Source organism: Pelagibaculum spongiae, from assembly GCF_003097315.1.
In the GTDB taxonomy this organism is placed as follows: Bacteria; Pseudomonadota; Gammaproteobacteria; order Enterobacterales; family Pelagibaculaceae; genus Pelagibaculum; species Pelagibaculum spongiae.
This window is the reverse complement of sequence record NZ_QDDL01000001.1, coordinates 464,194-482,055: the sequence shown is the minus strand read 5'-3', so window position 1 is coordinate 482,055 and position 17,862 is coordinate 464,194. Positions and strand designations below refer to the sequence as shown.

Genomic DNA, 17,862 nt, shown 5'->3' with positions numbered 1-17,862 from the left:
ATTAACGGAATTCTTTCATTTCTGAAACAATTTCGTCTACTGGCAGAACCATTTCCATCATGCCAACCTGTTCTTCGAACACGTCTGCATCACATTCTGCTTTAATCTCGTCTTCAACTACGTGGTACACGGAAAGTCCTAACTGGACTCCGGCCAAAGGACCTGCAAAAGTAGGATCGCCAGAGATAACAGTTTCAGCAGCTAAGCCAGAGGCTTCAGCTTCTGCGCCGCCCAAGATCACAACTAGATCTTCAGCACCGTATTTTTCTGCTAAATCTTTAATCCGCTTTTGGTTTTCCAGGTCCATGGCGCCAGCGCTAGTTCAGACGAAACACTCGGTAACACTAAATACAACTTCAGCACCTGCGGTCTTAACTACTTCTTCAATAGCTGGACCTGGTACGCCGTCGCGGTCACCGAGAATAACGACCTTTTTGCCCTTCAGCATGGTAATTACTCTGGTTAAAAAAACTCAAAAACAAGAAAATAAAAAAGCATCCTAATTTTTATTTTCACCTGAATGCCTTTTTCGCATCCAATTCCCTTTAGTGGTTTTACCATTTAACTGGTCATTCCATTTTAAGGGAAAGCAAGAATTCCGTTGCCTGCTTTGATACTTAGTATTCTACGACGCTGAATTTACGAGACGATGATTAAAGTCAGTAATTATTACGTCGCAAAGCACTTAAAGGTATTTTTTAATAGAAGCTTCGATTTCTGAAGCGTCCATTTCTTCGCCAGACAGGTGCTCTTGCTTCTCACCGTTGACGTAGAAGACCATTGAAGGCAAGCCCATTACGCCTTGCTTCATAGCTAAGCGACGGCCACCTTTGATATTCAACTTACAGAACTTAATCTTGTCGCCGTACTGCTCAGACAGAGCAACTACGTCAGGCATAATTTCCATGCAACGACCGCAGCTCTCGCCCCAGAAGTCAATCATTACAACGCCTTCAAAATTAGTAACTTCTTCTTCGAAATTGTCTTTAGTGATATCAAGCATTTTAGTGCCCCTAATAAATTTAAATATTAATAAAAACTTAATAAACGAAATTAATCGATTATAACAATTCTTTTAAAGTGTCAGCAGTTGGTGATGCAACACGCTTAATTTCTTGGCCGTCACGGAAGTGAATAACAGTAAAGCCGCCAGAAACGCTATAGCGATCTGCGATATTGCTGCTTTTATAAGTATCCATAGTGACCAGCTTCAAGCTGTTATCAGCTGCTAGCTTATCTAGGTGAGGCATCATTTCGATGCTCATTTCTTCCAGAGGATTCCAGAATACAACCAGCACATCGCCTTCAGCTTTAGTGACTGAATGCTGCCAGTGTTCTTCTTCGTGGATGTAACGCTCTGAAGCAACCGCTGCAGTTGCACCGTCGCCCGCTGCAGTTACTACCTGACGCAAGAATTTGTCACATACGTCGCCAGCAGCAAATACGCCAGGAACGTTGGTTTCTTGCATGTCACCAGTGGTGATGTAGCCGCCGTTGCTTAATTCAACGAAGCCTTCCAGGAACTTGGTGTTAGGTACGGTACCAACGAACATGAATACGCCGTCACACTCGACTTCTTCAATCTCACCAGTCTTCAGGTTTTTAACCTTAACGCCACCAACTAATTCGTCACCGCAAATTTCAGCGACAGAAGAGTTCCAGATGAACTCAATCTTGTCGTTAGCGAAAGCCTGCTCTTGGGCAGTACGGTCAGCGTCTAGAGTACCTTCGTCGTGCAGTACAACCATTTTCACGCTGTTAACGAACTTAGTCAGGAATACTGATTCTTCAACTGCAGTATTACCGCTACCTACAACAACGATGTCTAAATCTTCAAAGAAGTCAGCATCGCAAGTTGCGCAATAAGAAACACCTTTGCCGGTGAATTCTTTTTCGCCAGGAATATTCAGAATGCGTGGGCCAGCACCTGTAGAAAGAATCAGGCTCTTGGCTTGGTAAGTTTCACCTTTTTTAGTGGTGACAGTTTTAATAAAACCATCGTCTGCCACTTTAATGTCGGTGACTTCACCACGTTTGATTTCTACACCGAATTTTTCAGCATGTGCTTGGAAAGTGTCCATCAGCGCTGGGCCGGTAGATTCCATTACACCAGGCCAGTTTTCTAGCTCAGAAGTTTTTGCACACTGTCCGCCAGTACGTGAAGCACCTTCTAACATAAGTGTCTTCATTTTACCGCGTGCACAATAAATACCAGCAGTCAGACCACCAGGGCCTCCACCAATAATAAGAACGTCATAGATATCAGTCATGTCACTCATTCCTTACTGTTCGTTGACTCAAGCTAACGGTCTGTTTTATCGGTGGCTAAACAACAAGTACGTTGTTTAATAATTCTGCCATCCTAGCAACAAATTAACTTCGTTAGCGGCCACTAAATAACCCTGCGAGAATGGTGCTCTTTAACCCTTTAGAGGTAATTGATCTGTAGCAACAGAGGGTCTTTTTATTCAATAAATATTGTGAACATTCACTTTTTTTGAAAATGATTTTGTGTCACGTTAATTTTAAAAAGACCTAACTGGTTATATTTAAAAGTTAATTTCGATTTCTAGATATTGGTAAGACAAATTTTATTTACATAACAGATAAACGCTAAATAGTGTCAGTTATTTGGTATTACCAAAGTCTGCATACTACTAGTCAAAACAAAGGTAGTTGATGTTTTGGTAATACCAAAATTTATTTGTGTCGCTAAAAATGCTTTTTTAGAAAATAATAAATAGTTTCGAGTTGTCAGGAATTTTTCTGAAAGTGATACAGATGTAAATCTGGTGGGATTAAATTCAATGCGAAATTGTTGCATTGAAGATTAAGTTAACACTAAAAAAAACCAAAAACAAAAGAAGATGCCAATGCAGATCATAAATTCGACGGGAATGAATTGTCATACCAGTGGAAGTTGATCCCGGTCACACGCCAACTTTATTTTGGTTACAAAATCGAGCCTCACTGCAATTTAGTTGATTGCATTCGACGGTGAAAGAAAAGCGCCGTACAGAAGAATTTTTAAAAGATCATATAAAGATCATCCTGCAGGTAAAGAGAGGTATCAGCATGGAACTCGTTAAAGGTATTGGCTTGCTATTAGCAGCCTTAACTGTGTTTTCGTTATTCAGTCGTTACGCCCCTAAGGGCAACAAAGCAATGGGCGGCCTTGCGGCTGCAGCAGTTGCAAGTTTTCTGGTAGAAGCAGTACACGCTTATATCACCGGTGATTTCATGGGAATCGGTTTCTTGAAAGAGACTGGTTTGGCAGCAGGCTCCATGGGTGGCCCAGCAGCAGCAGCTTTAGTTGCACTTTCTCTGGGTGTTGCACCTGTATTTGCTATCGTTGCAGCAATTGCTGTTAAAGGTTCTGGCATTTTAGCTGGCTTTATTGCTGGTTATATTTGCTCGTTCTTATCACAGCAAATTCAGCGTCATTTGCCAGACGGCATCGATATGATCGTTGGCGCCATCGTTATTGCTCCAATCGCTTATTTAATTGCCTTCTACTCAGGCCCAGTTGTTGATAGCGCGATGGCTGTAATTGGCGGCGCGATCACACAAGCAACCACATCATCTCCATACATGATGGGCTTCTTGTTAGGCGGTCTGATCAAGATGATCTGTACTTCTCCACTCAGCTCCATGGCACTAACCGCCATACTGGGACTGACGGGGCTACCGATGGGTATTGCAGCACTGGCTTGTGTCGGCGGCTCATTCACTAACGGTATTATCTTCAAGCGTCTGAAGCTGGGTGATAACAGTCGTGTTGCAGCAATCATGCTGGAGCCACTGACTCAGGCTGACATCGTTACCCGTAACGCATTCAAAGTTTACTCTTGTAACTTCTTTGGTGGTGCGTTGGCAGGTATGGTTGCGGTTTACTTCAACATCATCAACAACGCTCCAGGTACTGCGGCTCCAATCCCAGGTTTGTTGGCACCATTCGCCTTTAACGATGCATCGACTGTATTGATGGCGATTGTTGGCGCAGCAATCGGTGGTATTGCAGCAGGCTTTGTATGTACAGAAGTACATATCCGAGTTGCAAAAATGCGCGGCAAGCCAATCAGTGCAGAAGCTGAGATGGTTCCAGAGGCTGCATAAATTGCCTTCTCTGTAGCACGCGTTATAATCTCGATCTAACAAAGGGCCTTGCTTGCAAGGCCCTTTGTTTTTTTAGCTACAGCCATAGGGTTTTAGCTAGAGAATGTTTAGTAGGGCAGTTTGTTTTAAGTGTTCCTGTAAAATTGTTTTATCTAATATAGCTAGCAATAAACCATGCGTAATTTGTGGTTTTAAAAAATTGTTAAATAAAGAAGCGTATGACTAAAGCGCTCAATGGTAAGACCTTTTGTGTTTTTGAAATTAAAAATAAAAAGCACAAAAATTTGCAGGGCTGATTTAAAGCAATGTTTAAATCGTTTTTTAGGCTATTATAAAACGCATATTCGGAAGCAGATGAGATCTGGTGGTCTCCGCGGTCTTCAAAACCGTTGTTAGCCGCTTCGGCTATGGCAAGTTCGATTCTTGCCTCTTCCGCCAAATTTTTTCGTCACCACAATCTGTTTTGTTTGTCGCGGTTAGTTAACCCGGTGGCGAATATTAGAAAGCTGATACACGTGGTGTATCGGCTTTTTTTGTATTGATACTTTATGTTTTATCTAAAAAGTCTCGAGTTTTGTCCCTCGGGCGATTTGATAATTAATAAGGCACTAATACTTAACCGAATGCTTCAATCTTGGTGCTCTATCCTATGTGGAGTACGGGAGTGTGATTCATGACCGAACAATCTAACGACAGCCTATCTCGCCGCTTACCCCAAGTGGAGCAGATTCTTCAGGCGCCTTCTCTTCAAAAACATATCGATCAATTAAGCCGTCCTTTAGTGACTGCATTGGTGCGCCAAGCCTTGGCTAAAATTCGTGCCAGCGAAACCTTCCGTAGCGAAGGTGTCACTGAAAAAGCGGTTTGGAAAGCGATCCACCATATTTGTGATGATCAACTGCAGCAGCGCCATCAGCGGGTAATCAATGCGACAGGTACGGTCATTCACACCAATCTAGGTCGATCTCCGATTGATCCGGATATCTGGGATGCAGTAAAGGCAGCGAACACTGGCTACTGTAATCTGGAAATTAAATTAAATGACGGCAAGCGCGGACAAAGAAAAGGAATTATTCCTCAGCTTTTAACCGCATTAACCAGCGCCGAAGATTCGACGGTGGTTAATAACAATGCGTCGGCTATTTATTTATTACTTAGCGAATTGGCCAGCGGAAAAGAAGTCATTGTTTCTCGTGGCGAGCAGATCCAAATTGGTGGCGGTTTCCGCATTCCTGATATTTTGCAGCAGTCCGGCGCAATATTGGTTGAAGTGGGCACCACTAACATCACCACTGCCGATGACTATATCGATGCCGTAACAGAAAATACCGCCATGGTATTGATGGTGCACCGTTCCAATTTTGCGATTCGCGGCTTTACTGAGTCACCTTCAATTAAAGAAGTGGCCGACCGGTTGCCCAAGCATGTTTTGTTGGCGATGGATCAGGGCTGCGGCATGACCACAGAAACCTTCACCGATGAACCCCAAGTGAGCAGTTACTTAAAAAGTGGTGCTGATTTGGTGTGTTTTTCAGGCGATAAAATTATCGGTGGCCCGCAAGCCGGGATCATTAGTGGCAAGCGGCCATTAATCAAGCGAATTGAAAAGCACCCATTAATGCGTGCCTTTAGACCTTGCCGAATGGTCTATTCAATGCTTGAAGAACTGATGATTCAAAAACTCAATAAAAAGCAGGCTGGTAGCGGCATTGCAGAAGCAACGGTTAATTGGGTTGACCAGGCACAGCAAAAAGGTGCCCAACTGGCAGAGAATTTAAATGCTTTGTTGGCCGATCAGCCTAAGCGCTCGGTTGAGCTTTTCCAGGATCAAATGATGGTGGGCGGTGGCACGACGCCAGATGAATACTTCCCATCATGGGCGCTGGAGCTAAAGCTCAACCAGCGGCCTGATAAATTGCTCGAGACCATGCGTTGCTGGCCAACCCCGGTTATCGGCACGATCCGTGATGGCCGAGTGATTTTGAATATGGCGACTATTCTGCCGCAAGATTGGTCGGTGCTAGAGCAGCAGCTGAGTAATTACTTACAAAGCTAGTGTTGCTGTTGAGTGATGTATCCAGTTAAAAAGTTTTTGGTTAAATAAGTGCGCCGGAGAAAATTAATTCGAAAATAAATTAAATTGGTAAAACCTTTTTTTTGTTTATTTTAAGTAATTAATTTATAACCCGGAGTTAAATTTAAAAAATCTGATATTTGTAAAAAGACTATTTGCCGGGAACATATTTAAATCCAGCAAAAATTACTGAATGTCAGAAAATGGTTAGGAGTTCGCCGCGTGAGAAATGCAGTTATTGGCACTGCCGGCCACGTAGACCACGGTAAAACAGCACTGATTCATGCATTAACCGGCATTATGACCGCGCGTAAGCATGAACAAGACCGTGGTATGACCATGGATTTGGGCTTTGCCTGGTTCCCCGATGATGAAGGCGGTGCGGTAGGTGTGATCGATGTACCGGGTCACGAGCGTTATATCCGCAACATGGTATCCGGTGTTTGGAGTCTTGATTTAGCATTGCTGGTGATTTCTGCTGAAGAAGGCTGGATGCCAATGACCACCGACCATTTACGTGTGCTTTCTGCCATGGGGGTAAGCAACGTTATTTTGGTGGTCAATAAATGTGACTTGGTTGATGCTGAAACATTAGCGATGGTTGAAGAAGACGCGCTAGATAAATGCATGGAAATCGCCGATATCTTGCCAGATTCCATTAGCGTTTCTGCACTTGAAGGCACTAACATTCAAAAATTGCGTCAAATGGTGCTTAAGCAATTACGCACTGGTGAGCAACCGCCGCGCATGCCAGGTTCACACCTTTATATAGATAGAGTGTTTACCGTTAACGGCATTGGTACTGTGGTAACCGGTTCGTTAGCGGGTGAGCAAATTGAACATGGCCAGAAAATGACCATGTTGCCGGGCGGCCAGCAAGTGCAAGTTAAAGCACTTCAATCTTATAAAAAAGATCTGAAAACTGCCGTGCCCACTTCGCGAGTGGCGGTGGGCCTTAAAGGTGTTGCCAAAAAAGATGTCGAGCGTGGGCATTGTTTGGTTGCTAGCGGCAGTGGCTTTAAACCGATTAAAGATATGCTGGTGCGGCTGGATTTTGAAGCCGCTGGTGGCAAGCACAACCGTGAAGTGGAAGTGGTGTTAGGAACGGCTCACTCATTGGCACGTTTGATCCCGTTAAAAGATAGCCGTTTTGCCCGCTTGAAAATTAGCGATGCAATTAGTTGTCACTGGGGGCAAAAGCTAGTGATCATTCGCCACGGTGGTAGCGACATTTTACATGCTGCCGAAGTGGTTTGGATGGGTGAGCTTGAGCGTTCATTGCGTAGCAAAGTTCAGCCAATGCTAGAGCGATTACCTGAAAAACTCGAAACACACCTAGAGCAACAGCTCGGCTTAGAAATCAATGGCTATGCTGAAATTTCTGTGAGTGAACGCTCACTTTCGGGTGATTATGTGACCTTGGGCCGTTGGTTGGCCACCCAGAGTTTCCAGCAAAAAAGTTTCGACAAAATCGTTGAACTCCTTGGCTCAGAAACGACCACATTTAGTGCGGATGAAATCAGTTCCAAGTTGTCTATAGAAATTGGCTTGTTGGAATTGCTGCTCAACCAGTTGCAAGAGCAAGGATTGATTCGAAATCAAGGTGGTGTATGGCAAACAGGTGGCGGTGCTGATGAAGCGCAGCTATCTGAGTTGGCACTGACCATTTTACAAAAAATCCGTGACAACGGAAAAGCAGGTTTCGAAGCCGAACGTGAAAAAATTCCAGGTGCCCAGAAAGAACTGCGAAACTTGGTGCGACTTGAATTTATCATTCAAATGGAAGGCAAGTTATATTACCCGCTTGATTTATACCAAGAGCTGGTGGTTGAAATTCTTCAAGGTCGAGCAGTCGGTGACAAAATGACCATTGCGCAAGCTAGAGAAATTTCCGGCCTATCGCGAAAATTCCTGATTCCGTTGCTCAACCGCATGTCGATTGATGGTTTTGTTCGTAATGAGAATCCAGAGCGGGTCGTGCTGAAGTTGCCACAAGCTGAATTATAGGTTGGATGAGCGCAGCGCCATCCGACATCGTTTGTGTATTTAAAGCGTTGTTGGTGCTTCAAGTATTGTTGTCGCTATCTGATATCGTGAGTGTTGTCGATTTTGTTAATCGCAGCATTTATAAGTTATTACTCACTAACTCGTCTTGGCTCTTGTTCTTTCAGGGCGGGTTGGAAAAGCCAGCAAATTAGCAGGCAGGATGAAAACGATGAGTCAAGAAATCGAAACAACTGAACCGGTCCGTCTCACCCAGTATTCCCATGGCGCTGGCTGAGGCTGCAAACTTTCTCCCAGAGTTCTGGGACAAATTCTTCAAGGAATGGAAGCATCGCCTGACTTTCCTGGTTTAATCGTTGGTAATGACACCAGCGACGATGCGGCTGTGTTTGATATGGGAAATGGTGAGTCAATAATCTCGACCACCGATTTCTTTATGCCGATTGTTGACGACCCATACGACTTCGGCCGTATCGCGGCAGCCAACTCGATTAGTGATGTCTACGCAATGGGCGGAAAACCCATGATGGCGATTGCCATTTTAGGTTGGCCAATTAACAAGCTCGGCCCAGAAGTTGCGCGCAAAGTTATTGAAGGTGGTCGAGCAGCTTGTTTGGAAGCCGGCATTCCTTTAGCAGGCGGTCATAGTATCGATGCGCCAGAACCTATTTTTGGTTTAGCAGTTACCGGTCGTGTGCCAACAGAAAAAGTGAAACGCAATAACTCGGTTAAAAAAGGCGACAAGCTTTATTTAACCAAACCATTGGGTATTGGCATTCTGACTACCGCAGAGAAAAAGGGTAAATTGCAAGCCGAGCATGCCCATGTTGCCCGCGATGCCATGTGCCAGTTAAATAAAATTGGTGCAGATCTTGGCGAAATGTCAGGTGTGCAAGCCGTTACTGATGTCACCGGTTTTGGTTTAATGGGCCACCTGCTAGAAATGATTCGCGACAGTGAATTTCAGGCCGAACTGGATTTTGATTCGCTGCCGTTAGTAGAAGGCGCAGAACATTATCGCCAGTTAGGTTGTGTACCAGGCGGAACTCATCGCAACTTCGAAAGCTTCGGCCATCAAGTGGCTGAACTCACCGAACAGCAAAAACAGATTTTATGTGACCCACAAACCTCAGGCGGTTTGTTGGTTGCAGTATCTGAAGATGCATGCGCTGACGTTGAAGCACTGGGTCAGAAATACGGCTTGGAGTTAAAACCGATTGGCGATATTACCGATCGAGCGGCAGAAGAAACTTTGGTGGTAATGAAGTAACGACTTACCGCTACAGTTGTATAAAAACCGGAGTTGCGAAAGTGGCTCCGGTTTTTTGTTTAAGTGGTTGAGGCAATCTTTTTTGTTTAATGCTGGTTTGGTTATAGCTGTAGGTGGGAGGGGGCGCTGGCAGGTTGTTTAATCTTTACAGAATGCTGAATTTTCAGTATCACCTCGGAGCCATTCTCGCTTTTCCATAGAGACTTTTTTTGTGGCGTCATTCATTTCCCAGTAGCAAGAAAAAAGTTCACTTTTTGCATTGAATACATACTTGTGCCCGTCTTCAGGTAAGAACCGTAAATTCAGTAGGCAATAGGTCTCGGAAAAACCCACGCTGTATTGAAATGACAGCTCTTGGTCAGCTAAAACTACATGAGTGACTTCTTCAGATGGTTTTATGATGGGGAGTGATTTGCGTCGCTCGCAATTTTTAGAAATTTCATAAAAGGCTAGACCAAGCTTTCCGTTAGTCATGTTGTTGAAGGTGATTTCAGCGCGAGGGCCTTCTGTAGGAGCAACATAGGGAATGGAGCATCCGCTGAATAACACAGCAAATACTAAAGTGTTTTCATATCATTATTCACTTTCGAAAAAATTTAAGAGCAGCGTATTATTTTAAATCAATCGCTTTAGGAAAGGTACTGTTTGACAGTCATAAAATTATTCGTCAATTTTAAGCCCAGTTGAGTTGAATAGCATGTTTACAGTGGTCGAATAGCTTGCAGCCCATGATTGGTTTGAGGTACTAGCGGCAGATCAGTCGCTGGTAGTTTTGAAGTAACGACTTGCCGCTACAGTTGTATAAAAAACCGGAGTTTCGAAAGCAGCTCCGGTTTTTTTGTGCCGGTTGGTTAGATTAGGCTAGGAATGATCCCTTTATTTTTTGGAATTTCCATTATCTGTGGTAGTCACGCAGCGTCATCTGACACCATTCAGGGTGGCCACGAAGCACCATCCGATATTTTTCCAAAACCTGTAGGTTGTGCTGATCCTAAAGTGAACCACAATAACCCAAAATGGAAAGTTTGAATTGCAAACAAAACCTGTCAAAACAAAACCTGTCAGGCATAAATTGATTTATAAGACCCTACTAATAATTAATTCTTTTAATTTTTCAGTAGGGTTTTTCTTTTATATGCTACCTAAACTTCAATAGCGTAGGTATGCAGTGCTATGACAGATCACAATTTTAATTCTGCTCAATCTCTTTCTGATAGCCCCTTTGATTTAGGTCGTCGCTATACCAAACAAAACTTGCCAGGCATAAATTGATTTCTGCTGGCGCTAAAGGCATTGCCTCTTCTATAATGGCTGACCCTTGATTTCAAACATTGCTACGGCTCACGCAAACCACCATGCAGTTTTCTAAATTTACGCCTTGCATAGCAGCAATCTCATATTTTCTATCAAAATCATAAGGTTGCTTCTGTCGCGTAGCTTCCAAAGCCAGAATTTCCTAGTTTAATTATTGAGCAGTTAATTCTGCAACAAAGAACTTTTCCGTCCCAGGAAAACAGCGCAAATGTTGGTTAATCCAAGTACCTAGGGAAGATTCTGGTACAAAATACTCACCATTCATTGAGCAAAAAAAAGCATAATAATTTTTGCCTAAAGATTTCTCAACATGACATGCGATAGCGTGCCCATTTCCTGGTGCGTAAATTCCAATTAAAAAGTATGAGCCCGTTTGAGCAGAAAACATAAGATCAGTTAACAAATGATTGTCTTCCGCACTACCTATTGGTATCCTACTCAAGTTTTTTTCGGATGTCGCCAATTCCAACCCAACAAAATTTGCCGCCGCTTGCAGGGATGAGTGCAAGCATTTGTTTTTGCTTTCGCCTTTGTTTTTGCTTTTTCTTAATAATTGAATAAATATATTTTGAACAGCTAAAGTTGAATAATAATAAGAATCTGTAGCTTCTTTATCAGATATTCGAGAAATTCTCTCTTCTTTTTTTTCAAAAATACTAAACTTGGCGATTGACCGCAACCAGTTTAGCGACATTCCAAAACATAACCCTCTTCGTTGAACGGGATAATCTGTCAACTTTCTCACCAGGCTTGCATCACTATACTCTTGGGTTTGAAATAAACTGTTCATATTTAGCTCCAGTAGCGTCAAAACGCTATGCTACAACTATCAAACAAAACCTGCCAAGCATAAATTGATTTATAAGATCCTACTAATAAATAATTCTTTTAATTTCTCAGCGGGGTTTTTGTTTTATATGCTACCTAAGGGGCGCAGAAATTTAAAAAAACCTGAACTATCGAATTGTTCTGCTGCCAAACAAATATCGCATTCAAATTGTTTCCTGCTGTGTTAGACATACCTAAATCGAAAGACATGAAGTTATGGGAAGACACTGCCAATCAACTCAAAGGCAGTGCAAGACGGAAATTTATGGCCCAAGTCGTTGATTCTTCAGGCAGAAGCGGCCAAGTTTTTGCACAAGATCACCTTGGCTGGAGTCGCTCCACTATTCAGAAAGGCGCAATTGAGCTGGCCACCGGCTAGGATTTTCAAGATCAATTCCATCTGCGCGGTAGAAAAAGGCTGAAGAACGACTGCCACAGCCGCTTGCAAACAAAACCTGCCAAGCATAAATTGATTTATAAGATCCTACTAATAAATAATTCTTTTAATTTCTCAGCGGGGTTTTTGTTTTATATGCTACCTAAGGGGCGCAGAAATTTAAAAAAAACCTGAACTATCCAATTGTTCTGCTGCCAAACAAATATCGCATTCAAATTGTTTCCTGCTGTGTTAGACATACCTAAATCGAAAGACATGAAGTTATGGGAGGACACTGCCAATCAACTCAAAGGCAGTGCAAGACGTAAATTTATGGCACAAGTCGTTGATTTTTTGGGCAGAGGCGGCCAAGTTTTTGCACAAGATCACCCCGGCTGGAGTCGATCCACTATTCAGAAAGGCGCAATTGAGCTGGCCACCGGCCAGGATTTTCAAGATCAATTCCATCTGCGCGGTAAAAAAAAGGCTGAAGAACGACTGCCACAGCTGCTTGAGCATATTCAAGAGATTGTTGAGCCCACTTCACAGACGGATCCCACGTTCCGTAGCACCCGAAGCTATACCCCTATCACTGCGGGCATGGTTCGCTAGAAATTGATTTCTCAATTTAAATACAAAGACGAAACCCTTCCTTGCGAAAGAACTATTTTAAACAAACTCAATCAATTGGGTTATCACCCAATGAAAGTTCGTAAATGTAAACCTTTAAAAAAAAACAAAACTTGCCAGGCATAAATTGATTTAGTGGAGCCGCCTTTTGGAAACATCAACACAACCAAAGGTCTCCGTCAATTCAGTTTACGAGGAAAGGCCAAGGTGAATGCGCAGTGGTTGATGTTCTGCATGGTGCATAACATCGAGAAAATTCAAAGATATGGCCAAGCAGTTTGAGATTGATCTGATTGATGGAAAATAAACCGACAATCCGGCAATATAGTCGACCAAAGCAACAACCAAACCGAGCCAGAACCACCCGATTATGAATCTGAGATTCGCCATTGGCAGACCAAGTAGACTCAAAATTCTGATTGAACCGGGTTAATCTACAGGCTCGTTATGTTTTATCGTCGAGGTCACGTGTGAAATTAGTACAATGGACATTATTCATTGATATGTTGGGGTATCGAGATATCAATGGCGCAATAAACTCTGAAGCTAAAGCAAAAGAGTTTATTGCCTTCATGGAAGAAAACAAAGCAGGTTTAGATTTTACTAATAGGTCTGAAGTTAAAGAAAAATAGTAACCATTCAGCATGTCATACCAACCGATCCAATTTCTTCTGAATAAAGTCCGGCCATTTACCCGCAAATAATAACGACAAAGCCTCCCCGACACCATGTTTTTGGAAAACAAAACCTGCCAGGCATAAATTGATTTATAAAGCCCCGCTGCGAATTAATTCTTTTAATTTCTCAGCGGGGTTTTTGTTTTATATGCTACCTAAACTTCAATAGCGTAGGTATGCAGTGCTATGACAGGTCATAATTTTAATTCTGTTCAACCTCTTTCTGATAGCCCGTTTGATTTTGGTCGTCGCTATACCGATACGGTTGAAATTGCGAACAAAACCTGCCAGGCATAAATTGATTTATAAAGCCCTGCTGCGAATTAATTTTTTTGATTTCTCAGCGGGGTTTTTGTTTTATATGCTACCTAAACTTCAATAGCGTAGGTATGCAGTGCTATGACAGATCACAATTTTAATTCTGCTCAATCTCTTTCTGATAGCTCCTTTGATTTTGGTCGTCGCTATACCGATACGGTTGAAATTGCCAAGGTGGGGCCGCGTCGTGTGGGAATGAACCCACAGTTTTGCCATTGGTTCCACTGCATGAGTAGGGTATGTCGCAAGGCGTGGCTGTGTGGTGTTGACCCGGACACCGGTGAAAGCTTTGAGCACCGCCGAGATTGGATTGTTAAGCGTTTGGCATTGCTGGCTGACGCTTTTTCTATTGAAATTGCTAGTTATACCGTGATGAGTAACCATTACCATTTGGTGCTGTGCGTTAACTTAGAAAAAGCCAATAGCTGGAGTGGTGATGAGGTTTTGCGCCGTTGGTGCAAAGTGTACCAAGGGCCTGAAATGGTTCGCCGTTATTTAGAGGGTGACAATTTAATGCCGTTAGAATTGCAATATGTTGAAAGTTTTGTTGATGAATATCGCCAGCGGTTGGTCGATTTAAGTTGGTTTATGCGCAGCCTGAATGAACCATTAGCAAGAATGGCGAATAAAGAAGATAAATGCACTGGGCATTTTTGGGAAGGGCGCTTTAAAGCGCAGGCTTTGTTAGATGAACAAGCCATTTTAACTTGCATGGCTTATGTTGATTTAAATCCGTTGCGTGCAGGTATAGCGAAAACGCCAGAGCAGTCAGATTATACTTCGATCCAACAAAGAATTATTCGTAATAGTAAGAAAAAATCATTCAAATCTGCTAAAGAAAAAAAAGGTAGCTCTGTAGTTAAGCCAAAACTAAAATCTTTTAAAAGCAAGGACTCGTCCCAAGAAAACATTCCTTTCTCTTATCAAGATTATTTAACGCTGGTTGACCAAGCCGCACGAATTATTCGTTCAGGAAAAGCTGTAATAGATGATTCTTTACCGCCGATTATTGAACGGTTAGATATTGACCAAACCGTTTGGATTCAGACTATGGGCCAAGGGGGTAATAAATTCCACCGGGCAGTAGGGTGTTTGGCATCGCTAAGAAAACATGCGCTTCAATTGAAACAATTTTGGGTCAGCGGTTCGGGTTCGGATCGATTATTTAAAAATTCATGAGTGAGGGCCGTAGAATTTAATAAATACCCTATCTCTTTCGGCACTTAATTTTATGCCAGGTAGGTTAGATTAACGGAGCGCCATCTGACACTTTGTATTATTCGTCAGACGGCGCTGGGGCTTTTCTAACCTACGGGATGATTTTAAATTTCCGTGATCCTAAATATATTCTATTGTGAATAAAATAAATAATGCCTGGCATGTTTTAGACAATATTAAAGAGCAGAGCAACCATTATCATTTAGTGCTGTGCGTTAACCTAGAAAAAGCCAATAGCTGGAATAGTGATGAGGTTTTGCGCCGTTGGTGCAAGGTGTGCCGATTTAGACCGCTGGGTAGAATATTACAACCATGAAGGAACTTATCAGGGGGAAATGTGCGGTGGCTGAACGCTAGCGACTACACTCGAATATGGAAAAAAGATTTGGGCTGAAAAGAATTCAGTTAAAATTAACAAGACAATCTCGGAAAAATAATCGACAGCTGTCAGGTTAAGTCTGAATCACTACGCATTAACAGTAATTGTTAAATATATATTTAACTAAACAATGCCTTCAGCCCCTAGAGATTTTTACTGATCAACATAGTGAATAAAGAAGCAAATAAATGAATAAATTATTGTTATCAGCTGGTTTATTACTAGCATCAGGTCCAGCATTAGCAACTGACAACGTTCAGTATCAACGCTGTTTCATTAATGGCTTCAGTAGCTACGCATATACAGTTACCGATTTAAATGGTGATACTACAGTTACGGCTCAACTTTTAGCTCCTCGCATGCAAGACTTAACATATCGAGATTCTAATAGTGTTAGCCCTGTAGGTTATCGTGCTACAGAGTCACGCTACACGGTTACTTTATACTTGCGAAATGGCACTTCACGCGACTTCACTAGTTTTGATGGAATGGGTGGTGGTAACCTAAATATTCCTCAGGTTCATGACCAAGTTAATGCTTACATGTTAGCTGTACCTCATGATTTAGCTCCTATTGATTATAATGTGGTTTACAACTTTGAAGCTCGTGCTCGTGAAGGTGCAAGTACTTATGAGTACCGTTACTCTACGTCAAGCTTATTCCCTGAGTTAGTAGAAGATTTCCCATGGTTACTCGATGGAGTGTTCGCTGCTCAAGAGCATGTCTTAGACCCTCAGATATACACTCAGTGCTGGAATATCGATACACCAGATGATGTTATTTCTGAACCAGATGTACCTACTCCAACTGAAGAAAATGCCATAGGTAATGAGTGGATTGAACGTTTGATTTTATTGCACCCAGAATTAGAAATATTTAACCTTGATGTTGACAGTGCTATTGCAACATTAAATGGATCTCAACGCTACTCAGCTAAAAGATACCGAGCTGGAACATACACTAAACAGTGGGCTGTAGATCGTATTAACCGTCACTCAGAAACGCCCATCGACGTAACACGTCTTAAACTTGTGCTTCAACATATTGATGAGCAAGAACCGGATGTAGAGCGTCAATAAAGACAAATTATGTCCAGCATGTTTTATTAATATTTAAATTAAAAAATTATGAGGAGGTTATTATTAGGATTATTAGAAATTGGATTATTGGCATTAATAGCGCTAGGAGCTAAGAGAGGTGTATTCGTTTACAGAACTGATATTAAAAAGTTAATTAAATTATAATAAAGGGACGCCTTAACAATTCCTGACGAGGAAAATTAGAATAATGAGTAAGACAATGAAAAAACTATTATTACTAGCAGTAATCGTTATGGGAACGGTTGCTTGTCAGCAAGGAGAGCAAACAGTCTTAGAGGCTGAAATTCAAGAAGTTGAAAATAGTTGGCAGGACTCCTTAACTCAAGTAGACAGCAAGGAGCCTAATGCCGGAAGGTATGCAACTCCAGTCCCTCGACATGGATTAGTTAAGCTTGGAACTCAAGACAGGCGTACTAGAGATTTTAACCTTATCTGGTCAGAGCATATCTCGGATGTGACTATACTCGTTGTCCTAGCACACGGAGAAGGAATATGGCATGGAGAACACTATGACTCACAGACTATTAATTACGTTAGAGACTCTAACTTGATTGATGAAGTGTATTTCACAGGCGTAGATGTTACTGGAACACGTATCACTGGAGATGTTAATTTAGTAACTAAACGAGACGAGCTACTTCGTAATAATCTATTATATGCTGTCGAGGGAGCAAATAGCTTAGAAGGCGTTGTAGGAGATGAGTTTTATCTCTATTATGCTGATACTCGCACATACATTAAATTCAAAAGCAATACTGAAGACAACTCTGGCGGATCTGTTGAGAGCTATGTAAGCTTTCCTTTTGACGCTAACGATGAATTCATTCGTGACTGTATTGAAAACCACTCATACACTACTCGCCTAGGTGATTACCGAATTGAGTATGGTGTGATTAAATGGCAACTAAATGGAGAGGATCAACCAGACTTAGATTCGTTTGAGCAAGCTGGTCCAACTAGCTACTGGCCTAGTCAATTTCTAGTACCATCTTATACTAATACTACTTACCGTCACCCATCTTTAGGTTATTCTAATTGGAGAGGTGTATTATTCTTTACTGAAGCAGACATAATTGCTGATCCAAATACTTCATACTATTCCTATCGTAGAATCTGTACAGGTGATCCTGTGCTTCCTGTGCTTGGTTCTTTAGAGAATCCTGTTGAAACTGCTGACGAATTTGCATCAGTTAGGGATACTGACTCTATCTTTGTTAAGCAAACTTCGACTGGAGCGATCCTTCGTCTAGGCAGACAATGTGGACCGGTCTTTAAGTTTGCTGGAGATATTGCTGACGGATTAGCTGATTGGGTTATCAATGATGATGGTACTTTATCATTCATCTCATGGTTAAACGGACAGCGATGTGCTAGTACTGCAAACATCAACGACGAGCATAAGCAACTGCAGTATATAATTGAGACACAGCTTCAATGGACTACATCTACTAACTTTGGAACAATAGTTCCTAGAGAGATCTACCCTAACGGAGATCCTGCTGGAAACTAATCACTAAAAACAATATGAAAAAACTATTATTAATGGCGGCAATCATCC

Annotated in this window: 16 protein-coding genes and 1 tRNA gene; 12 read left to right on the top strand and 5 right to left on the bottom strand. The window is 42.2% G+C overall.

Annotation, left to right across the window (positions count from 1 at the left end):
• Window position 1: 1 nt before the first annotated feature.
• From grdA to trxB, 3 genes are all read right to left on the bottom strand, one after another.
• On the bottom strand, window positions 2–448 hold the full coding sequence (grdA, locus tag DC094_RS02080) for a glycine/sarcosine/betaine reductase complex selenoprotein A (RefSeq protein ID WP_116685425.1): 447 nt from the start codon (window positions 446–448) through the stop codon (window positions 2–4).
• A 237-nt stretch (window positions 449–685) separates the two neighbouring features.
• Window positions 686–1,003 (bottom strand): thioredoxin TrxA, encoded by a 318-nt coding sequence (gene trxA / locus DC094_RS02075; protein ID WP_116685424.1) that lies wholly within the window; start codon window positions 1,001–1,003, stop codon window positions 686–688.
• A gap of 58 nt (window positions 1,004–1,061) precedes the next feature.
• Complete coding sequence (gene trxB, locus DC094_RS02070; protein WP_116685423.1) at window positions 1,062–2,270, bottom strand: thioredoxin-disulfide reductase; 1,209 nt, start codon at window positions 2,268–2,270, stop codon at window positions 1,062–1,064.
• An 805-nt stretch (window positions 2,271–3,075) separates the two neighbouring features.
• Between trxB and DC094_RS02065 the strand changes: the two genes are divergently transcribed.
• The 5 genes from DC094_RS02065 to selD all read left to right on the top strand — a co-directional run bounded on the left by DC094_RS02065 (window position 3,076) and on the right by selD (window position 9,464).
• The gene (locus DC094_RS02065) at window positions 3,076–4,116 is read left to right on the top strand and encodes a PTS sugar transporter subunit IIC (RefSeq protein ID WP_116685422.1); all 1,041 of its coding nucleotides are present in this window, start codon (window positions 3,076–3,078) and stop codon (window positions 4,114–4,116) included.
• A gap of 346 nt (window positions 4,117–4,462) precedes the next feature.
• Window positions 4,463–4,554 (top strand) — tRNA-Sec (locus tag DC094_RS21995).
• A 235-nt stretch (window positions 4,555–4,789) separates the two neighbouring features.
• On the top strand, window positions 4,790–6,172 hold the full coding sequence (selA, locus tag DC094_RS02055; protein ID WP_116685420.1) for an L-seryl-tRNA(Sec) selenium transferase: 1,383 nt from the start codon (window positions 4,790–4,792) through the stop codon (window positions 6,170–6,172).
• 240 nt (window positions 6,173–6,412) lie between these two features.
• Entirely contained in the window at window positions 6,413–8,197 is a 1,785-nt protein-coding gene (gene selB, locus DC094_RS02050) for a selenocysteine-specific translation elongation factor (RefSeq protein WP_116685419.1), read from the top strand.
• 208 nt (window positions 8,198–8,405) lie between these two features.
• Window positions 8,406–9,464, top strand: coding sequence for a selenide, water dikinase SelD (gene selD, locus DC094_RS02040; protein ID WP_116686171.1), 1,059 nt, complete (start codon window positions 8,406–8,408; stop codon window positions 9,462–9,464).
• Window positions 9,465–9,602: 138 nt separating this feature from the next.
• Here the strand turns inward: selD and DC094_RS02035 are convergent, their stop codons facing one another.
• Together DC094_RS02035 and DC094_RS02030 are read right to left on the bottom strand one after the other, a co-directional pair.
• Complete coding sequence (locus DC094_RS02035; protein ID WP_133245441.1) at window positions 9,603–10,013, bottom strand: hypothetical protein; 411 nt, start codon at window positions 10,011–10,013, stop codon at window positions 9,603–9,605.
• A gap of 916 nt (window positions 10,014–10,929) precedes the next feature.
• Window positions 10,930–11,568, bottom strand: coding sequence for a hypothetical protein (locus DC094_RS02030; RefSeq protein ID WP_116685416.1), 639 nt, complete (start codon window positions 11,566–11,568; stop codon window positions 10,930–10,932).
• A gap of 246 nt (window positions 11,569–11,814) precedes the next feature.
• Here DC094_RS02030 and DC094_RS21990 point away from each other — a divergent pair, with 246 nt between their 5' ends.
• The 7 genes from DC094_RS21990 to DC094_RS02005 all read left to right on the top strand — a co-directional run bounded on the left by DC094_RS21990 (window position 11,815) and on the right by DC094_RS02005 (window position 17,814).
• Window positions 11,815–11,985, top strand: coding sequence for a hypothetical protein (locus DC094_RS21990; RefSeq protein WP_158527193.1), 171 nt, complete (start codon window positions 11,815–11,817; stop codon window positions 11,983–11,985).
• 273 nt (window positions 11,986–12,258) lie between these two features.
• Window positions 12,259–12,594, top strand: coding sequence for a hypothetical protein (locus DC094_RS02025; RefSeq protein WP_116685415.1), 336 nt, complete (start codon window positions 12,259–12,261; stop codon window positions 12,592–12,594).
• 153 nt (window positions 12,595–12,747) lie between these two features.
• Complete coding sequence (locus DC094_RS22670) at window positions 12,748–12,894, top strand: transposase (RefSeq protein ID WP_255420855.1); 147 nt, start codon at window positions 12,748–12,750, stop codon at window positions 12,892–12,894.
• Between the two features lie 188 nt (window positions 12,895–13,082).
• The gene (locus DC094_RS21985; protein WP_158527192.1) at window positions 13,083–13,244 is read left to right on the top strand and encodes a hypothetical protein; all 162 of its coding nucleotides are present in this window, start codon (window positions 13,083–13,085) and stop codon (window positions 13,242–13,244) included.
• A gap of 444 nt (window positions 13,245–13,688) precedes the next feature.
• Window positions 13,689–14,786 (top strand): transposase, encoded by a 1,098-nt coding sequence (locus DC094_RS02015; protein ID WP_116685413.1) that lies wholly within the window; start codon window positions 13,689–13,691, stop codon window positions 14,784–14,786.
• A 606-nt stretch (window positions 14,787–15,392) separates the two neighbouring features.
• A complete protein-coding gene (locus DC094_RS02010; RefSeq protein WP_116685412.1) occupies window positions 15,393–16,283 on the top strand; it encodes a hypothetical protein in 891 nt (296 codons plus the stop codon).
• A gap of 208 nt (window positions 16,284–16,491) precedes the next feature.
• A complete protein-coding gene (locus DC094_RS02005; RefSeq protein ID WP_116685411.1) occupies window positions 16,492–17,814 on the top strand; it encodes a hypothetical protein in 1,323 nt (440 codons plus the stop codon).
• Window positions 17,815–17,862: the final 48 nt, after the last annotated feature.

Coding starts and splice junctions, on each gene's coding strand:
- trxA (WP_116685424.1), bottom strand. CDS start 1,003: ATGCTTGATATCACTAAAGACAATTTCGAAGAAGAAGTTACTAATTTT.
- trxB (WP_116685423.1), bottom strand. CDS start 2,270: ATGACTGATATCTATGACGTTCTTATTATTGGTGGAGGCCCTGGTGGT.
- DC094_RS02065 (WP_116685422.1), top strand. CDS start 3,076: ATGGAACTCGTTAAAGGTATTGGCTTGCTATTAGCAGCCTTAACTGTG.
- selA (WP_116685420.1), top strand. CDS start 4,790: ATGACCGAACAATCTAACGACAGCCTATCTCGCCGCTTACCCCAAGTG.
- DC094_RS02030 (WP_116685416.1), bottom strand. CDS start 11,568: ATGAACAGTTTATTTCAAACCCAAGAGTATAGTGATGCAAGCCTGGTG.
- DC094_RS21990 (WP_158527193.1), top strand. CDS start 11,815: ATGAAGTTATGGGAAGACACTGCCAATCAACTCAAAGGCAGTGCAAGA.
- DC094_RS02025 (WP_116685415.1), top strand. CDS start 12,259: ATGAAGTTATGGGAGGACACTGCCAATCAACTCAAAGGCAGTGCAAGA.
- DC094_RS02015 (WP_116685413.1), top strand. CDS start 13,689: ATGACAGATCACAATTTTAATTCTGCTCAATCTCTTTCTGATAGCTCC.
- DC094_RS02010 (WP_116685412.1), top strand. CDS start 15,393: ATGAATAAATTATTGTTATCAGCTGGTTTATTACTAGCATCAGGTCCA.
- DC094_RS02005 (WP_116685411.1), top strand. CDS start 16,492: ATGAGTAAGACAATGAAAAAACTATTATTACTAGCAGTAATCGTTATG.